This is a genomic window from Paracidovorax anthurii, from assembly GCF_003269065.1.
Taxonomy (GTDB): domain Bacteria; phylum Pseudomonadota; class Gammaproteobacteria; order Burkholderiales; family Burkholderiaceae_C; genus Paracidovorax; species Paracidovorax anthurii.
The window spans coordinates 64,458-80,421 of sequence record NZ_QLTA01000015.1 but is presented as its reverse complement, the minus strand read 5'-3'; the positions used below and the strand labels follow the sequence as shown (position 1 = coordinate 80,421).

The 15,964-nt window shown below is 63.5% G+C and carries 23 protein-coding genes and 1 tRNA gene; 23 read left to right on the top strand and 1 reads right to left on the bottom strand.

Annotated elements, in window-relative coordinates; genetic code table 11:
- Nucleotides 1-8 precede the first annotated feature (8 nt).
- The 22 genes from AX018_RS09845 to AX018_RS09740 all read left to right on the top strand — a co-directional run bounded on the left by AX018_RS09845 (nt 9) and on the right by AX018_RS09740 (nt 14,366).
- On the top strand, nt 9-317 hold the full coding sequence (locus AX018_RS09845) for a DUF2160 domain-containing protein (RefSeq protein WP_111877108.1): 309 nt from the start codon (nt 9-11) through the stop codon (nt 315-317).
- 89 nt (nt 318-406) lie between these two features.
- Nucleotides 407-2,140, top strand: a complete 1,734-nt coding sequence (locus AX018_RS09840; RefSeq protein WP_111877107.1) for an ABC transporter substrate-binding protein — start codon at nt 407-409, stop codon at nt 2,138-2,140.
- A gap of 149 nt (nt 2,141-2,289) precedes the next feature.
- A complete protein-coding gene (locus tag AX018_RS09835; RefSeq protein ID WP_111877106.1) occupies nt 2,290-3,882 on the top strand; it encodes a glycerol-3-phosphate dehydrogenase/oxidase in 1,593 nt (530 codons plus the stop codon).
- Between the two features lie 194 nt (nt 3,883-4,076).
- A complete protein-coding gene (gene rplN, locus AX018_RS09830) occupies nt 4,077-4,445 on the top strand; it encodes a 50S ribosomal protein L14 (RefSeq protein ID WP_013593070.1) in 369 nt (122 codons plus the stop codon).
- Between the two features lie 9 nt (nt 4,446-4,454).
- Nucleotides 4,455-4,775 carry a 50S ribosomal protein L24 gene (gene rplX / locus AX018_RS09825; protein ID WP_111877105.1) on the top strand — a complete coding sequence of 107 codons (321 nt, stop codon included), beginning with the start codon at nt 4,455-4,457 and terminating at the stop codon, nt 4,773-4,775.
- 9 nt (nt 4,776-4,784) lie between these two features.
- On the top strand, nt 4,785-5,324 hold the full coding sequence (rplE, locus tag AX018_RS09820) for a 50S ribosomal protein L5 (RefSeq protein ID WP_111877104.1): 540 nt from the start codon (nt 4,785-4,787) through the stop codon (nt 5,322-5,324).
- 8 nt (nt 5,325-5,332) lie between these two features.
- Entirely contained in the window at nt 5,333-5,638 is a 306-nt protein-coding gene (gene rpsN / locus AX018_RS09815; protein WP_111877103.1) for a 30S ribosomal protein S14, read from the top strand.
- A gap of 20 nt (nt 5,639-5,658) precedes the next feature.
- On the top strand, nt 5,659-6,054 hold the full coding sequence (rpsH, locus tag AX018_RS09810) for a 30S ribosomal protein S8 (protein ID WP_111877102.1): 396 nt from the start codon (nt 5,659-5,661) through the stop codon (nt 6,052-6,054).
- A gap of 25 nt (nt 6,055-6,079) precedes the next feature.
- Nucleotides 6,080-6,613, top strand: coding sequence for a 50S ribosomal protein L6 (rplF, locus tag AX018_RS09805; protein WP_111877101.1), 534 nt, complete (start codon nt 6,080-6,082; stop codon nt 6,611-6,613).
- A gap of 11 nt (nt 6,614-6,624) precedes the next feature.
- Complete coding sequence (gene rplR, locus AX018_RS09800; protein ID WP_111877100.1) at nt 6,625-6,990, top strand: 50S ribosomal protein L18; 366 nt, start codon at nt 6,625-6,627, stop codon at nt 6,988-6,990.
- A gap of 17 nt (nt 6,991-7,007) precedes the next feature.
- Entirely contained in the window at nt 7,008-7,526 is a 519-nt protein-coding gene (gene rpsE / locus AX018_RS09795; RefSeq protein ID WP_111877099.1) for a 30S ribosomal protein S5, read from the top strand.
- Nucleotides 7,527-7,540: 14 nt separating this feature from the next.
- Nucleotides 7,541-7,723, top strand: a complete 183-nt coding sequence (gene rpmD, locus AX018_RS09790) for a 50S ribosomal protein L30 (RefSeq protein ID WP_111877098.1) — start codon at nt 7,541-7,543, stop codon at nt 7,721-7,723.
- A gap of 8 nt (nt 7,724-7,731) precedes the next feature.
- The gene (gene rplO, locus AX018_RS09785; RefSeq protein WP_111877130.1) at nt 7,732-8,163 is read left to right on the top strand and encodes a 50S ribosomal protein L15; all 432 of its coding nucleotides are present in this window, start codon (nt 7,732-7,734) and stop codon (nt 8,161-8,163) included.
- 26 nt (nt 8,164-8,189) lie between these two features.
- On the top strand, nt 8,190-9,509 hold the full coding sequence (secY, locus tag AX018_RS09780) for a preprotein translocase subunit SecY (RefSeq protein WP_111877097.1): 1,320 nt from the start codon (nt 8,190-8,192) through the stop codon (nt 9,507-9,509).
- A 145-nt stretch (nt 9,510-9,654) separates the two neighbouring features.
- Nucleotides 9,655-9,768 (top strand): 50S ribosomal protein L36, encoded by a 114-nt coding sequence (rpmJ, locus tag AX018_RS09775; protein ID WP_011793797.1) that lies wholly within the window; start codon nt 9,655-9,657, stop codon nt 9,766-9,768.
- 22 nt (nt 9,769-9,790) lie between these two features.
- A complete protein-coding gene (rpsM, locus tag AX018_RS09770) occupies nt 9,791-10,156 on the top strand; it encodes a 30S ribosomal protein S13 (protein ID WP_111877096.1) in 366 nt (121 codons plus the stop codon).
- An 18-nt stretch (nt 10,157-10,174) separates the two neighbouring features.
- Nucleotides 10,175-10,579 (top strand): 30S ribosomal protein S11, encoded by a 405-nt coding sequence (gene rpsK / locus AX018_RS09765; protein ID WP_011793799.1) that lies wholly within the window; start codon nt 10,175-10,177, stop codon nt 10,577-10,579.
- Nucleotides 10,580-10,679: 100 nt separating this feature from the next.
- On the top strand, nt 10,680-11,303 hold the full coding sequence (gene rpsD, locus AX018_RS09760; RefSeq protein ID WP_111877095.1) for a 30S ribosomal protein S4: 624 nt from the start codon (nt 10,680-10,682) through the stop codon (nt 11,301-11,303).
- Between the two features lie 112 nt (nt 11,304-11,415).
- Entirely contained in the window at nt 11,416-12,408 is a 993-nt protein-coding gene (locus AX018_RS09755) for a DNA-directed RNA polymerase subunit alpha (RefSeq protein WP_092952097.1), read from the top strand.
- A 95-nt stretch (nt 12,409-12,503) separates the two neighbouring features.
- Nucleotides 12,504-12,908 (top strand): 50S ribosomal protein L17, encoded by a 405-nt coding sequence (rplQ, locus tag AX018_RS09750; RefSeq protein ID WP_111877094.1) that lies wholly within the window; start codon nt 12,504-12,506, stop codon nt 12,906-12,908.
- A 19-nt stretch (nt 12,909-12,927) separates the two neighbouring features.
- Nucleotides 12,928-13,004: transfer RNA gene (locus AX018_RS09745), tRNA-Met, on the top strand.
- Between the two features lie 114 nt (nt 13,005-13,118).
- A complete protein-coding gene (locus AX018_RS09740) occupies nt 13,119-14,366 on the top strand; it encodes an Hsp70 family protein (RefSeq protein ID WP_111877093.1) in 1,248 nt (415 codons plus the stop codon).
- 213 nt (nt 14,367-14,579) lie between these two features.
- On the opposite strand, the gene rsmI is transcribed toward AX018_RS09740, so the two are convergent.
- Entirely contained in the window at nt 14,580-15,533 is a 954-nt protein-coding gene (gene rsmI / locus AX018_RS09735; RefSeq protein WP_111877092.1) for a 16S rRNA (cytidine(1402)-2'-O)-methyltransferase, read from the bottom strand.
- On the opposite strand from rsmI, the gene AX018_RS09730 reads away from it, so the two are divergent.
- Entirely contained in the window at nt 15,533-15,919 is a 387-nt protein-coding gene (locus AX018_RS09730) for a YraN family protein (protein WP_111877091.1), read from the top strand. The genes rsmI and AX018_RS09730 overlap by 1 nt on opposite strands.
- Nucleotides 15,920-15,964: the final 45 nt, after the last annotated feature.

Sequence of the window (15,964 nt, the reverse complement as noted above, 5' to 3'; positions counted from 1 at the left end):
AACGCCCCATGTTCGAGTGGATGGCCTGGACCACGCCCGTGGCCGTGTTCTTCGTCTGCATCGTCCTCATGCTCGCGGGCATGACGGTGTGGGAAATCAAGTCGCCCACGACCCTGCGCAAGGGTTTGCTGCCCATCGCCACCACGCGCGGCGACCGGCTTTTCATCGGCCTGCTCACCGCGGCCTACATCAACCTGGCCTTCGTCGGCCTCTCCGGCCGCATCGCGGAATGGATGAAGCTGGAGCAGGAGCCTTCCGTGTGGATCAGCTTCGTCGCGTCGATGCTGGTGCTCGCGCTCATCCTGCGCAAGGGCTGAGTTTTCGTGGGCCGGGCGGTCCCCCGATCCCCGGGGCCGCCGGCCGGTTGCAATGACAGCAGGGGACACCCACCTACAAGGAGACAGTCATGAAGATGCGTTTGACCGCCCTGGCGTTCGCCGCCACGGCCCTGATGATCGGGCAGGCCGCCTGGGCCGGCGAGGCGGAGGCCAAGAAGTGGATCGACAGCGAATTCCAGCCGTCCACGCTCAGCAAGGACCAGCAGATGGCCGAGATGAAATGGTTCATCGAGGCGGCCAAGAAGCTGCAGGCCAAGGGGGTGAAGGAAATCTCCGTCGTCTCCGAGACCCTCACCACGCACGAATACGAGTCCAAGACGCTCGCCAAGGCCTTCGCCGAGATCACCGGCATCACCGTCAAGCACGATCTCATCCAGGAAGGCGACGTGGTCGAGAAGCTGCAGACCTCGATGCAGTCGGGCAAGTCCATCTATGACGGCTGGATCAGCGACTCCGACCTCATCGGCACGCATTACCGCTACGGCAAGATCATGTCGCTCACCGACTACATGGCCAAGGCGGGCAAGGAGTGGACCAACCCGGGTCTGGACGTCAACGACTTCATCGGCCGCAGCTTCACCACCGCGCCCGACGGCCAGATGTACCAGCTGCCCGACCAGCAGTTCGCCAACCTCTACTGGTTCCGCGCCGATCTGTTCGAGCGCAAGGACCTCAAGGACAAGTTCAAGGCCAAGTACGGCTACGACCTGGGCGTGCCGCTGAACTGGAGCGCCTACGAGGACATCGCCGAATTCTTCAGCACCGACGTCAAGCAGATCGACGGCAAGCCCATCTACGGCCACATGGACTACGGCAAGAAGGACCCCTCGCTGGGCTGGCGCTTCACCGATGCCTGGCTCTCGATGGCGGGCTCGGCCGACAAGGGCATTCCCAACGGCCTGCCGGTGGACGAGTGGGGCATCCGCGTGGCCGATGACAAGTGCACCCCGGTGGGCGCCAGCGTCTCGCGCGGCGGCGCCACCAACTCGCCCGCCGCCGTCTATGCGCTGACCAAGTACGTGGACTGGATGAAGAAGTACGCGCCCAAGGAAGCCCTGGGCATGACCTTCACCGAATCCGGCCCCGTGCCCGCGCAGGGCCAGATCGCGCAGCAGATCTTCTGGTACACGGCTTTCACCGCCGACATGACCAAGCCCGGCCTGCCCGTGGTCAATGCCGACGGCTCGCCCAAGTGGCGCATGGCCCCCGGCCCCAACGGCCCGTACTGGAAGGACGGCATGCAGAACGGCTACCAGGACGTGGGCAGCTGGACCTTCTTCAAGGACCACGACCCCAACCGCACGGCCGCCGCCTGGCTCTATGCCCAGTTCGTCACCGCCAAGACCACCTCGCTCAAGAAGACCCTCACGGGCCTGACGCCGATCCGCGAATCCGACATCCGCTCCAAGGCCATGACCGATGCGGCGCCCAAGCTGGGCGGCCTGGTCGAGTTCTACCGCAGCCCGGCGCGCGTGGCCTGGACGCCCACCGGCAACAACGTGCCCGACTATCCCAAGCTCGCGCAGCTCTGGTGGAAGAACGTGGCCCAGGCCGTCACCGGTGAAAAGACCCCGCAGGGCGCCATGGACACGCTGGCCGAGGAGATGGACCAGGTCATGGCCCGCCTGGAGCGCGCCGGCATGGCCCGCTGCGCGCCCAAGCTCAACCCCAAGGGCGACCCCAACAAGTGGCTGAGCGACCAGCACGCCCCGTGGAAGAAGCTCGCCAACGAAAAGCCCAAGGGCGAAACCATCGCCTACGACCGCCTGCTCCAGGCCTGGAAGGACGGCAAGGTGCGCTGAGCGCCGGCGGCCCTTCCGGGGCCGCTTCCGCCCTCGCCGTCTCCCGCCCGGCCCTTCTGAGACAGGGCATGGAGCGGGAGTTTGTTTTTGCGGATGAAACCAAGGGTTAACCCTTGGTTCTTGCGCCGCCGAATGGACAATCCACACCCATGACGACCCCCAACGCCCCCCTGCCCACCGTGCGCGCCGACCTGCTGGCGCGGCTGGCCGAGCCCCGGCTCTACGATCTGGCGGTCATCGGCGGCGGGGCGACGGGACTGGGCGTGGCGCTCGACGCTGCGGCACGCGGGTTCAGCGTGGTGCTCGTGGAATCCCACGACTTCGCCAAGGGCACCTCCTCGCGGGCCACCAAGCTGGTGCACGGGGGGGTGCGCTACCTGGCGCAGGGCAACATCTCCCTGGTGCGCGAGGCGCTGCACGAGCGCACCACGCTGCTGGGCAATGCGCCGCACCTCGCGCAGCCGCTGCCCTTCGTCATGCCCTCCTACCACCACTGGGAAACGCCGTTCTACGGCCTGGGCCTGAAGGCCTATGACCTCCTCGCGGGCAAGGCGGGGCTCGGCGCCACCGAGTTCCTCGGCCGCGATAGCACCCTGCGTCTGCTGCCCACGGCGCGCCGCGAAGGCCTCAAGGGCGGGGTCAAGTACTGGGACGGGCAGTTCGACGATGCGCGCCTTGCCCTGGCGCTGGCCCGCACCGCGGCCCTCCGGGGCGCGCTGCTGGTCAACTACTGTCCGGCGCGGGAGCTGATCCACGAGGGCGGCAAGGTGGCGGGCTTCACCTGCGAGGATACGGAGACCGGTGCCCGCCATACCGTGCGGGCCCGCTGCGTCGTCAATGCCACGGGCGTGTGGGTGGACGGCCTCCGGCAGCAGGACGCGGCGGCCCTCGGCCGGCCGGCCAAGCCCATCGTGGCGCCCAGCCAGGGGGTCCACATCGTGGTGGACCGCGACTTCCTGCCGTCCGACCATGCGCTGATGGTGCCCAAGACCGCCGACGGCCGCGTGCTGTTCGCCGTGCCGTGGCTCGGCAAGCTCATCCTGGGCACGACCGACAGCCCGCGCCAGGACCTGGAGCGAGAGCCCATGCCCTTCAAGGAGGAGGTGGACTTCATCCTGCGTGAATCGGCCCGCTACCTCACCCGGGCACCGGGCGCGGCGGATGTGCGCAGCATCTGGGTGGGGCTGCGTCCCCTGGTCCGCCCCCCGGACGACGAGGGCGGCAACACCAAGAGCATCAGCCGGGAGCACACCGTGCTGGCCAGCACCAGCGGATTGGTCACGGTCACCGGCGGGAAATGGACGACCTACCGGGCCATGGCCGAGGATGTGTTGCAAAAATGCTTCACGGCCGGGCTCCTGCCCGCGCGCCCCGGCGGGGTGACCCAGCGCCTTCCCGTGGTGGGGGCTCCCGATGGCCCCGTCCGCCACGGCATGGAAGCGGCCCAGGGTGCCCATTCCTATGGCAGCGAGGCGGGATTCCTGGCCACCCTTCCCGGGGCAGACAATCCGCTGCTCCCCGGGCTGACGGAGGCCATGGTGCGGTTCGCCGCGCGCCACGAATACGCCCGCACCGTGGAGGACATGCTGGCGCGCCGCAGCCGGCTCCTGTTCCTCGATGCCTCCCTGGCCCGGCGGGTCGCGCCCGGCGTGGCGAAAATCCTCCACGACGAGCTGGGCGTGGACCCCGGGCTGCCTGCCTTCGAGGCCCTGGCGGCCCAATATCTCGCAATACCACACTGATGCTTGACGCCTGCGCTCTTTTTTGAAAGAATCGAGGGCTTCGCGTTTCTCATGAGCGCGAAATTTCTGCCCAGCGGGAAGCGATGCAAATGGTTTGCATCGCGGACGACGGGCCCAAGACTGACCGGCTGATATGCGGCCCTGAGAAGTTCTTCAGGGCTGTCGATCTTCTGGTGCAAGTTGGGAATATTGAAATGATCCAGACAGAATCTCGGTTAGACGTTGCCGACAATACCGGCGCGAAGTCCGTCCTGTGCATCAAGGTGCTGGGTGGTTCCAAGCGTCGTTATGCCAGCGTGGGCGACATCATCAAGGTGAGCATCAAGGAAGCTGCTCCGCGTGGCCGCGTCAAGAAGGGCGAGGTTTACAGCGCAGTGGTGGTCCGCACGGCAAAGGGTATCCGCCGTGGCGATGGCTCGCTCGTCAAATTCGATGGCAACGCAGCCGTGTTGCTGAATGCAAAGCTGGAGCCCATCGGCACCCGCATCTTCGGCCCCGTGACGCGTGAACTGCGTACCGAGCGCTTCATGAAGATCGTGTCCCTGGCTCCCGAAGTTCTCTGAGGACGCGCCATGAACAAGATTCGCAAGGGCGACGAAGTGATCGTGCTTACCGGGCGCGACAAGGGCAAGCGCGGCACTGTGGCGCTGCGCAAGGATGACTCTCATCTGGTCATCGAAGGCATCAACCTGGTCAAGAAGCACGTCAAGCCGAACCCCATGAAGGGCACCACCGGCGGCATCGTGGAAAAGGCCATGCCGATCCACCAGTCCAACGTGGCCATCTTCAATGCTGCCACCGGCAAGGCCGATCGCGTGGGCATCAAGGTGCAGGCGGATGGTTCGCGCGTTCGCGTGTTCAAGTCCAGCGGCGCTGAAATCAAGGCGGCCTAAGGAGTCAACATGGCACGACTGCAACAACACTACCGCGAAAAAATCGTTCCCGAACTCACCAAGCAGTTCAGCTACACCTCGTCGATGGAAGTTCCCCGTCTCACGAAAATCACCCTGAACATGGGCGTGAGCGAGGCTGTTTCCGACAAGAAGGTGATGGACAACGCTGTGGCCGATCTGACCAAGATCGCCGGCCAGAAGCCCGTGGTGACCAAGGCCAAGAAGGCCATCGCCGGCTTCAAGATCCGCGAAGGCCAAGCCATCGGCTGCATGGTGACGCTCCGTGGCGTTCAGATGTATGAGTTCCTGGATCGCTTCGTGACGATCGCGCTGCCCCGCGTGCGCGACTTCCGTGGTATCTCCGGCCGCGCCTTCGACGGCCGTGGCAACTACAACATCGGCGTTAAAGAGCAGATCATCTTCCCCGAAATCGAATACGACAAGGTGGATGCCCTGCGCGGCCTGAACATCAGCATCACCACGACGGCCAAGACCGATGAGGAAGCCAAGGCGCTCCTCGCAGGCTTCCGTTTCCCCTTCAAGAACTGAGGCAGCGTATGGCTAAAGTAGCTTTGATCCAGCGCGAACTGAAGCGCGAAAAACTGGCCGCCAAGTACGCCGCGAAGCACGCGGAACTGAAGGCCATCGCCGGTGATGCCAAGCGCAGCGACGAAGAGCGCGAAGCCGCTCGCCTCGGCTTGCAGAAGCTTCCCCGCAACGCCAATCCGACGCGCCAGCGCAACCGCTGCGAAATCACCGGCCGTCCCCGTGGCACGTTCCGCCAATTCGGCCTGGCACGCGCCAAGATCCGTGAATTGGCGTTTGCCGGTGACATCCCGGGTGTCACCAAGGCCAGCTGGTAAGCAGGCAGGAGAGAACCAACATGAGCATGAGTGATCCCATCGCCGACTTGCTGACCCGCATCCGCAATGCGCAAATGGTGTCCAAGGCCACCGTTTCCGTGCCTTCTTCCAAAGTGAAGATCGCCATCGCGCAAGTGCTGAAGGACGAGGGTTACATCGACGGCTTCCAAGTGAAAACGGAAGACGGCAAGTCCGAACTCGAAATTTCGCTGAAGTACTACGCCGGTCGTCCGGTGATCGAACGCATCGAGCGCGTCAGCCGCCCTGGCCTGCGCGTGTACAAGGGCCGTGACTCCATTCCGCAGGTCATGAATGGCCTCGGCGTGGCAATCGTCACCACCCCCAAGGGCGTGATGACCGACCGCAAGGCGCGTGCTACCGGTGTCGGTGGCGAAGTGCTTTGCTACGTCGCTTAAACGTGGCATTGAGGAGAAAACTGAAATGTCCCGCGTAGGAAAAATGCCGGTGACCATCCCCGCAGGTGTGGATGTGTCCATCAACGAAAGCCAGATCAACGTGAAGGGTGCGGGCGGTACGCTGTCCGTGGCCCAGAACCGTCTGGTCAAGGTTGTCAACAAGGATGGCAAGCTCAGTTTCGAGCCTGTCAACGACTCCCGTGAAGCCAATGCCATGAGCGGCACCATTCGCCAGCTCGTGAACAACATGGTGCTGGGCGTCAGCAAGGGTTTCGAAAAGAAGCTGAACCTGATCGGCGTGGGCTACAAGGCCCAAGCCTCGGGTGCCAAGCTGAACCTGAACGTCGGCTATTCGCACCCTGTGAACTTCGATATGCCCGCAGGCATCACCGTGGCGACCCCCACCCCGACGGAAATCGTCATCAAGGGTGCTGATCGTCAGCGCGTGGGCCAGCTGGCCGCCGAGATCCGTGCTGTTCGTCCGCCCGAGCCTTACAAGGGCAAGGGCATTCGCTATGCGGACGAAAAAGTCACGATCAAAGAGACCAAGAAGAAGTAAGGAGCTGCAGCATGTTGACCAAGAAAGAGCAGCGTCTTCGTCGTTCGCGCCAGACCCGCATTCGCATTGCACAGCAAGGCGTGGCCCGTCTGACGGTGAATCGTACGAACCTCCACATCTACGCCAGCGTGATTTCCGGCGACGGCAGCCAGGTGCTCGCCAGTGCGTCCACGGCAGAAGCCGAGGTTCGCAAGTCGCTCGGTGGTTCGGGCAAGGGCGGCAATGCCGCCGCGGCCCAGATCATCGGCAAGCGCATTGCCGAAAAGGCGAAGGCAGCCGGGATCGAGAAGGTTGCATTCGACCGTGCAGGCTTTGCCTACCATGGCCGCGTGAAGGCCTTGGCAGACGCTGCGCGTGAAGCCGGCCTGCAGTTCTAAGCGGAGCGGAATACAAAATGGCTAAATTTCAACCCAAAGTGCAAGACGAAGGTCGTGACGACGGTCTGCGCGAGAAGATGATCGCGGTCAACCGCGTGACCAAGGTCGTGAAGGGCGGTCGTATCCTCGGCTTCGCCGCACTGACGGTGGTCGGCGACGGTGACGGTCGTGTTGGCATGGGCAAGGGCAAGTCCAAGGAAGTGCCCGCTGCTGTGCAGAAGGCGATGGAAGAAGCCCGTCGCAACATGGTGAAGGTGTCGCTGAAGAACGGCACGATCTATCACAACGTGACGGGCCACCATGGCGCTGCGGTCGTGATGATGGCACCGGCCCCCAAGGGTACCGGCATCATCGCCGGCGGCCCGATGCGTGCCGTGTTCGAAGTGCTGGGCGTGACGGACATCGTGGCCAAGAGCCACGGTTCTTCCAACCCCTACAACATGGTTCGTGCCACGTTCGACGCGCTGGTGAATTCCACGACCCCTGCGGAAGTGGCGGCCAAGCGCGGCAAGACGGTCGAAGACATCTTCGCCTGAACGGAGCTGAGTAAATGACTACCCAACAAACCGTGAAGATTCAACTGGTGCGCAGCCCCATCGGCACCAAGGAATCGCACCGTGCCACCGTCCGTGGTCTGGGCCTGCGCAAGCTGAACAGCATCAGCGAGCTCAAGGACACGCCCGAAGTGCGCGGCATGATTAACAAGATCAGCTACCTGGTCAAGATCCTCTGAGGTGAATGATGGAACTCAATAGCATCAAGCCCGCAGACGGAGCCAAGCATGCCAAGCGCCGTGTCGGCCGCGGCATCGGATCCGGGCTCGGCAAGACCGCCGGGCGTGGCCACAAAGGCCAGAAATCGCGTTCGGGCGGCTATCACAAGGTGGGCTTCGAGGGCGGTCAGATGCCTCTGCAGCGTCGCCTTCCGAAGCGCGGCTTCAAGTCGCACCTGCTGAAGTTCAACGCGGAAGTCACCCTCACGGCTCTGCAGAAGCTGGATCTCGCAGAGATCGATGTGCTGGCGCTGAAGAGTGCAGGCCTGGTCGGTGAGCTGGTCAAGGTGGTGAAGATCATCAAGAGCGGTGAAATCACCAAGGCCGTGAAGCTGAATGGCGTGGGCGCCACGGCAGGCGCCAAGGCAGCCATCGAAGCTGCCGGCGGCAGCCTGGCCTGATTTGTCGCTGAGTAAGGAACCCATCCGTGGCTACTAGTGCAGCTTCGATTGCAAAGACCGGAAAGTTCGGCGACCTTCGTCGTCGGCTGGTTTTTCTGCTTCTGGCCTTGATCGTGTACCGCATCGGAGCGCATATTCCGGTGCCTGGTATCGATCCGGCCCAGTTGCAGCAGCTGTTCAGTGGGCAACAGGGCGGGATCCTGAACCTGTTCAACATGTTCTCGGGCGGGGCGCTGTCCCGCTTCACGGTGTTCGCACTGGGGATCATGCCGTACATCTCGGCATCGATCATCATGCAGTTGATGACCTATGTTTTGCCTACTTTCGAGCAATTGAAGAAAGAGGGCGAAGCAGGGCGCAGGAAGATCACGCAGTACACGCGCTATGGAACACTGGGCTTGGCCATCTTCCAATCGTTGGGCATTGCCGTGGCGTTGGAGAGTTCGGCAGGGCTGGTTCTGAGTCCTGGTTTCGGGTTCCGCCTCACGGCGGTCGTGAGTCTCACGGCCGGCACCATGTTCCTCATGTGGCTGGGTGAGCAGATCACGGAACGCGGCCTGGGCAACGGTATCTCGATACTCATCTTCTCCGGCATTGCCGCGGGTCTGCCCAGCTCCATCGGGGGCTTGCTTGAATTGGTCCGCACAGGTGCCATGAGCATCATCGCGGCCATCTTCATCGTCATCGTGGTGGCGCTGGTGACCTACTTCGTGGTGTTCGTGGAGCGTGGGCAGCGCAAGATCCTGGTGAACTATGCACGCCGCCAAGTGGGCAACAAGGTTTATGGCGGGCAATCTTCCCATCTGCCGTTGAAGCTCAACATGGCAGGCGTGATTCCGCCGATCTTCGCGTCGTCCATCATCCTGCTGCCTGCCACGATCGTGAACTGGTTCAGTGCGGGTGAATCGATGCGCTGGCTGCGTGACATCTCGGGTGCCCTGACCCCTGGTCAGCCCATCTATGTGATGTTTTACGCCGCCGCGATCGTGTTCTTCTGCTTCTTCTACACGGCACTGGTATTCAACAGCCGGGAGACGGCAGACAACCTGAAGAAGAGCGGTGCGTTCATTCCCGGCATTCGTCCCGGAGAACACACGGCCCGCTATATCGACAGGATCCTGGTTCGGCTGACGCTGGCTGGCGCGGTGTACATCACCTTCGTCTGCCTGCTGCCCGAATTCCTGATTCTGAAATACAACGTACCGTTCTATTTTGGTGGTACGTCTCTGCTGATCATCGTGGTTGTCACCATGGACTTCATGGCCCAGGTGCAGAACTACATGATGTCCCAGCAGTATGAGTCGTTGCTCAAGAAGGCCAACTTCAAGACAACACCAGGCACTTGAGGTCTGGCGGAGTGGGAGCGGATGCGATATAGTCGCGGGTTCGCCTCCTGTATGTGACGGTTAATGGATGCCCTTCGAACCATCGCGGGCACGTATCGTGTTCCGCGTTTGGCCGGAACGATTGGAAGAGTTTTAGGAGAGTGAAATGAGAGTTTCGGCTTCGGTCAAGAAAATCTGCCGCAACTGCAAGATCATCCGTCGCAAGGGTGTGGTGCGCGTCATTTGCACAGACATGCGCCACAAGCAACGCCAAGGTTGATTGAGAAGTTTAGAGGACGCAAATGGCACGTATCGCTGGCATCAACATCCCGCCGCATCAGCACGCTGAAATTGGCCTGACGGCTATCTACGGCATTGGCCGTACGCGCGCTCGCAAGATCTGCGAAGCATGTGGCATCGCTTATTCCAAGAAGATCAAAGATCTGACGGATGGCGATCTCGAAAAAATCCGCGACCAGATCGCGCAATTCACCATCGAAGGTGATCTGCGTCGCGAAACCACGATGAACATCAAGCGCTTGATGGACATCGGCTGCTACCGCGGCTTCCGCCATCGTCGCGGCCTGCCGATGCGTGGCCAGCGCACCCGCACCAACGCCCGCACCCGCAAGGGTCCGCGCAAGGGTGCCGCAGCGCTCAAGAAGTAAGCAGACTGAAAGAACCACATGGCCAAGTCTCCCGCCAATAACGCCGCACAGCGTGTTCGCAAGAAGGTCCGCAAGAACGTCTCCGACGGCATCGCGCACGTGCACGCATCGTTCAATAACACGATCATCACGATCACTGATCGCCAAGGCAATGCCTTGTCCTGGGCCTCTTCCGGTGGCCAAGGTTTCAAGGGTTCCCGCAAGTCCACGCCGTTCGCGGCCCAGGTGGCTTCCGAGGTGGCCGGTCGCGCAGCGATCGAACAGGGCATCAAGAACCTCGACGTCGAGATCAAGGGCCCCGGTCCTGGTCGCGAATCTTCGGTGCGTGCCCTGGGCGCGCTCGGTATTCGCATCACCTCGATTTCCGATGTGACGCCGGTGCCCCACAACGGCTGCCGCCCTCAGAAGCGCCGTCGCATCTGATTTTTTCGTAAGCCCACCGCCACCCGATGCATGCCTTTCGGCATGGTGCGGGTGGCTCCCGCGTTTTTGCCGCGGTAGATGACAATTCAAGGAAGCTCAAGTGGCACGTTATCTCGGCCCCAAGGCCAAACTCTCCCGCCGTGAAGGCACCGACCTGTTCCTGAAGAGCGCACGCCGCTCCATTGCGGACAAGGCCAAGTTCGACTCCAAGCCCGGTCAGCATGGCCGTACTTCCGGCGCCCGCACGTCCGACTACGGTCTGCAGCTGCGCGAGAAGCAAAAGGTCAAGCGCATGTACGGTGTGCTCGAAAAGCAATTCCGTCGCTATTTCGAAGCAGCCGACAGCCGCAAGGGCAACACCGGCGCCAATCTGCTGACGCTGCTCGAATCCCGCCTGGACAACGTCGTGTACCGCATGGGCTTCGGTTCCACCCGTGCAGAGGCTCGCCAGCTCGTGTCCCACAAGGCCATCACGGTGAATGGTCAGTCGGTGAACATTGCGTCCTACCTCGTGAAGGCGGGCGATGTGGTGGCCGTGCGTGAGAAGTCCAAGAAGCAGGCCCGAGTGATCGAAGCACTGCAACTGGCCCAGCAAGTCGGCATGCCGGCTTGGGTCGAGGTCAATATCGACAAAGCCGAAGGGACCTTCAAGAAGACGCCCGATCGCGATGAGTTTGGTGCAGATATCAACGAGTCTCTGATCGTTGAGTTGTATTCGCGCTAATTGAACAGCGCTCATCGATAGAAACTGTTTCCCGTATCGCGAGGCATCGCGGTACGGGTGCTTCGCCAGCCTTACCGGTGTAACGAGCTGGGGGTATTGAGAGGAAGTCTGCATGCAAACCAATTTGCTGAAACCCAAGACGATCAACGTCGAGCAGCTGGGCCATAACCGCGCAAAAGTAGCGCTGGAGCCTTTCGAGCGTGGCTATGGTCACACGCTCGGAAATGCCATTCGGCGTGTGTTGCTGTCGTCCATGGTGGGTTACGCAGCAACGGAAGTGACGATCGCGGGCGTGCTGCACGAGTACTCGTCGATCGACGGTGTTCAGGAAGACGTGGTCAACATCCTCCTGAACCTCAAGGGCGTGGTGTTCAAACTTCACAATCGCGATGAAGTGACGCTGAGCCTGCGCAAGGACGGTGAGGGCGTGGTCACGGCGCGTGACATCCAGACGCCCCATGACGTTGAAATCGTCAACCCGGACCATGTGATCGCCCATCTGTCGCAAGGCGGCAAGCTGGACATGCAGATCAAGGTCGAGAAGGGCCGTGGCTATGTGCCGGGCAACCTGCGGCGCTATGCCGACGAATCGACGAAGTCGATCGGCCGCATCGTTCTGGATGCCTCCTTCTCTCCCGTCAAGCGCGTGAGCTACACGGTGGAAAGCGCTCGTGTGGAGCAGCGCACGGACCTGGACAAGCTGGTGGTCGAGATCGAGACCAATGGCGCGATCACCGCGGAAGATGCCGTGCGCGCTTCCGCCAAGATCCTGGTGGAGCAACTGGCGGTGTTTGCACAGCTGGAAGGTGGCGAATTGGCTGCTTTCGATGCACCTGCAGGCCCGCGTGGCAGCGCCACCTTCGATCCGATCCTGCTGCGTCCCGTGGACGAGCTGGAACTGACCGTGCGTTCCGCGAACTGCCTCAAGGCGGAGAACATTTACTACATCGGTGATCTGATCCAGCGCACCGAGAACGAACTGCTGAAGACCCCGAACCTGGGCCGGAAATCTCTCAACGAGATCAAGGAAGTGCTGGCCTCGCGTGGCCTCACCTTGGGCATGAAGCTCGAGAACTGGCCACCGGCCGGCCTGGACAAGCGTTAATTCGGCAGAGCAACCCATTCGGCCCTTCCATGGGCCAGTGCCTCGGGCAGTACCTGATCCGGCTGCCTGATTTAATTCACCATAAGGAAAGCACCATGCGCCACCGTCACGGCCTTCGCAAACTCAACCGCACCAGCTCGCACCGCCTTGCGATGCTGCAGAACATGATGAACTCGCTGATCCAGCACGAGGCCATCAAGACCACTGTGCCCAAGGCCAAGGAACTGCGCCGCGTGATCGAGCCGATGATCACCCTGGCCAAGGAAGATACGGTGGCGAACCGCCGTCTGGCATTCAACCGCCTGCGCGACCGCGACAGCGTGACCAAGCTCTTCAACGTGCTGGGTCCTCTGTTCAAGGCCCGTCCCGGCGGCTACACCCGTATCCTGAAGATGGGCTTCCGCGTGGGCGACAATGCCCCGATGGCTTTCGTGGAGTTCGTGGAACATGCGGAAGTGGCTGAAGAAATTGCAGATTCTTCCGCAGAAGCCGCAAAGTAAGCTATAATTTATTTCTTACCGCGCGATGGAGCAGTCTGGTAGCTCGTTGGGCTCATAACCCAAAGGTCGGAGGTTCAAATCCTTCTCGCGCAACCAAATAACGGTGCCTAGCACTGTCAGAAACGCCCACTCAACAGTGGGCGTTTTTGTTTTTGTGCCTTCTCTTTCGTTCTGCCCCCACGGCACAGCGGTTGCCCACTCCATTCGCATATGAGTCTCACACTCGGCATTGATTTCGGAACCTCCAACTCCGCGATGGCGCTGCGCAGGAATGGGGAACGCGCGCAGATGGTGCCGGTGGAAGGCCGTTTCCATACGTTGCCCACGGCGCTGTTCTTCAACACGGAGGAGTCCCGTACCCATGCCGGCCGCGATGCGATTGCGCAGTACCTCGCGGGGACGGAGGGGCGGCTGATGCGTTCGCTCAAGAGCCTGTTGGGCAGCGCTTTGCTGCAGGACAAGACCGCCGTGCACGGGGCGCTCGTGAGCTACCAGGACATCATCGCGATGTTTCTGCGCCTGCTCTCCGAGCGGGTCCGCGATGTGGCGGGGGAGGTGCCTTCCCACGTGGTCCTGGGGCGGCCGGTGCATTTCGTGGATGGAGACAGCGAACGGGACACGCTGGCCGAGAATGCGCTGAGGCAGGCGGCCCGCGAGGCGGGTTTCCAGGACGTCTCCTTCCAGCTGGAGCCGATCGCTGCGGCGCTGGATTACGAGCAGCGTGTGGACCGGGAAACGCGCGTGCTGGTGGTGGACATCGGCGGGGGAACCTCGGATTTCACGGTCGTCCGCCTGGGGCCCGAGCGAGCACTGCGTGCCGATCGCAGCGATGACATCCTCGCCACGGCCGGCGTGCACCTGGGCGGAACGGATTTCGACCAGCGGTTGAGTCGGGCGCAGGTCATGCCGCTGCTGGGGCTGGGGCACCGGGGCCCCTCGGGCCGCGAGGTGCCGAGCCGGGTGTTTTTCGATCTCTCCACCTGGCACCTCATCCAGTGGCTGTATGCGCCGCGTGCGCTGGCGGAAGCCCGGTCGCTGCGGCCGGATTACCTGGAGCCGCACTTGCACGATCGGTTGATGGAGGTCTTGACGGAACGCTGGGGCCACCGCCTGGCCGAGCATGTCGAGCAGGCGAAGATCCAGGCGTCCAGCGGTGGCGCCGAGGCTCCGATCATGCTGGAGTGGCTGGAGCGGGATCTGCAGGCGCATGTCACTCCGCAAGCACTGGCCGAGCAATTGCAGGCGCCGCTGCAAAAGATCGTCGACTGCGCCCGTGAGTGCCTTCGCGACGCGGGATTGGGGGCTTCGGGGGGCGTGGATGCCATATACCTGACGGGGGGCTCTTCCGCATTGCGCCCCCTGCGCGATGCGCTGGCCACGGCGTTCCCGGGTGTGCCGCAGGTGGAGGGCGATCTGTTCGGCGGGGTGGCCGCGGGGCTGGCCTATACGGTTCGATAGCACCGGCACCCTGGGGCGGGGGGCGTGCTCTTTGGTGAAGGAGCGCGGCGCATTCTGCCCCCCTCGCCGCGCGGACGATGGACGCATGTCTTGCTCCTGCGGCAGCGGGTCCCACAGAGGCCCTGCGCCGTGGCCCTTGCGCCGGGGCCTGCGGACACCATATGGGTGCCGCTCCCCTTTCCTGCGTAGCGGGAGAAGGGGAACAGGCGCGCTTCAGTCCGCCGCGCCTTCCTGCTTCAGTGCCAGGGCTGCGTCGTACAGGGCATTGCGGGGGGCGCCGGTGATGTCGGCGGCCAGGCGCACGGCGGTTTTCAGCGGCAGTTCGGCGAGCAGCAGGCGCAGCACGCGGAGGCTGGCTTCCGGTGCCGCATCGTCCGCGGGAGGTGGCGGGGCCGGGTGGACCACGATGACGAATTCACCGCGGGACCGGGATGGCCCGCCGGCCGCGAGCCACGGGGCCAGCGCGTGGGCCGGCTGGGTGGCGATTTCCTCGAACTGCTTGGTGATCTCGCGTGCGAGCGTGACGGAGCGCTCGCCCAGCGGTGCCAGCGCCGCGGCGAGTTCGCCGATGCGGTGAGGGGCTTCCAGCAGCACGGTACAGCGTGGTTCGGCGGCCAGGGCCTGCACGGCCGCCGCACGCTCGGCGCCGCGCGTGGGCAGGAAGCCCGCGAAGAGGAATCCACCGGACAGCGCGGCGTTCGCGGCGGTCCCTGCGGTGACGGCACCGGCCACGCTGAGCGCAGCGGTCACGCTGCTGGCGCCCGGCAGGGGCAGGCAGCGCAGGCCGGCCGCTTGCGCCGCCGCGACGAGCCGGGCCCCGGGATCGCTCACGCCCGGCGTGCCGGCATCGCTCACATAGGCCACGCGCTCGCCGCGCTGCAGGCGCGCCACCACGGCCTGCGCGGCTTCCGCTTCGTTGTGCTGGTGCACCGCCAGCAGTTGTGCCGGGGCCTTGTCGATCCCGTAGGCCCGCAGCAGGGCCTGGGTGTGCCGGGTGTCCTCGCAGGCGATGGCATCCACCAGTTGCAGCACGTGCAGGGCGCGCAGCGCGATGTCGGCCAGATTGCCGATCGGCGTCGCCACGACGTAGAGTGCGCCCTGCGGATAATGCTGCGCGGAGGCCGCGTCGCGCGCGGCGTGCAAGGCAGAAGCGAAAGAGGCGCTCAATGGGATTCCTTGGGAAAAAACCGGGCGGCACCACGACGCGGGCGGCGGGGCAGGCGGCCGAGGACCGGGCGCTGGCCCATCTGCAGGCGGCGGGGCTGCGGCCCGTGGCGCGCAATTATCGGACGCCCGGGCGGGGCGGCGGGGAGATCGACCTGATCCTGCGCGAGCGGGACGGCACGCTGGTCTTCGTCGAGGTGCGCAGCCGCGCGGGCGGCGCGTTCGGCGGCGCGGCGGCCAGCATCGGCGTGGCGAAGCAGCGGCGCATCGTGTTCGCCGCGCGGCACTATCTCATGCGCCTGCCGTCGCCGCCTCCGTGCCGCTTCGACGCGGTGCTGGTGGAGGGCACGCAGGTGCAGTGGCTGCGCGCGGCGTTCGATGCGGGATAGCGGCGGCGGCGGCATGCAGGCTGACAGCGCCATGGGGCGATGGCC

What these genes read in the sequence shown, in the direction of transcription:
- rpsN (WP_111877103.1), top strand. Translation starts at nt 5,333, where the DNA reads ATGGCTAAAGTAGCTTTGATCCAGCGCGAACTGAAGCGCGAAAAACTG.
- rplR (WP_111877100.1), top strand. Translation starts at nt 6,625, where the DNA reads ATGTTGACCAAGAAAGAGCAGCGTCTTCGTCGTTCGCGCCAGACCCGC.
- rplF (WP_111877101.1), top strand. Translation starts at nt 6,080, where the DNA reads ATGTCCCGCGTAGGAAAAATGCCGGTGACCATCCCCGCAGGTGTGGAT.
- rpsK (WP_011793799.1), top strand. Translation starts at nt 10,175, where the DNA reads ATGGCCAAGTCTCCCGCCAATAACGCCGCACAGCGTGTTCGCAAGAAG.
- rplN (WP_013593070.1), top strand. Translation starts at nt 4,077, where the DNA reads ATGATCCAGACAGAATCTCGGTTAGACGTTGCCGACAATACCGGCGCG.
- AX018_RS09740 (WP_111877093.1), top strand. Translation starts at nt 13,119, where the DNA reads ATGAGTCTCACACTCGGCATTGATTTCGGAACCTCCAACTCCGCGATG.
- rplQ (WP_111877094.1), top strand. Translation starts at nt 12,504, where the DNA reads ATGCGCCACCGTCACGGCCTTCGCAAACTCAACCGCACCAGCTCGCAC.
- AX018_RS09840 (WP_111877107.1), top strand. Translation starts at nt 407, where the DNA reads ATGAAGATGCGTTTGACCGCCCTGGCGTTCGCCGCCACGGCCCTGATG.
- rpsH (WP_111877102.1), top strand. Translation starts at nt 5,659, where the DNA reads ATGAGCATGAGTGATCCCATCGCCGACTTGCTGACCCGCATCCGCAAT.
- rpmJ (WP_011793797.1), top strand. Translation starts at nt 9,655, where the DNA reads ATGAGAGTTTCGGCTTCGGTCAAGAAAATCTGCCGCAACTGCAAGATC.
- rpmD (WP_111877098.1), top strand. Translation starts at nt 7,541, where the DNA reads ATGACTACCCAACAAACCGTGAAGATTCAACTGGTGCGCAGCCCCATC.
- rpsE (WP_111877099.1), top strand. Translation starts at nt 7,008, where the DNA reads ATGGCTAAATTTCAACCCAAAGTGCAAGACGAAGGTCGTGACGACGGT.
- rplO (WP_111877130.1), top strand. Translation starts at nt 7,732, where the DNA reads ATGGAACTCAATAGCATCAAGCCCGCAGACGGAGCCAAGCATGCCAAG.
- AX018_RS09835 (WP_111877106.1), top strand. Translation starts at nt 2,290, where the DNA reads ATGACGACCCCCAACGCCCCCCTGCCCACCGTGCGCGCCGACCTGCTG.
- AX018_RS09755 (WP_092952097.1), top strand. Translation starts at nt 11,416, where the DNA reads ATGCAAACCAATTTGCTGAAACCCAAGACGATCAACGTCGAGCAGCTG.
- AX018_RS09845 (WP_111877108.1), top strand. Translation starts at nt 9, where the DNA reads ATGTTCGAGTGGATGGCCTGGACCACGCCCGTGGCCGTGTTCTTCGTC.
- rpsM (WP_111877096.1), top strand. Translation starts at nt 9,791, where the DNA reads ATGGCACGTATCGCTGGCATCAACATCCCGCCGCATCAGCACGCTGAA.
- rplX (WP_111877105.1), top strand. Translation starts at nt 4,455, where the DNA reads ATGAACAAGATTCGCAAGGGCGACGAAGTGATCGTGCTTACCGGGCGC.
- rplE (WP_111877104.1), top strand. Translation starts at nt 4,785, where the DNA reads ATGGCACGACTGCAACAACACTACCGCGAAAAAATCGTTCCCGAACTC.
- AX018_RS09730 (WP_111877091.1), top strand. Translation starts at nt 15,533, where the DNA reads ATGGGATTCCTTGGGAAAAAACCGGGCGGCACCACGACGCGGGCGGCG.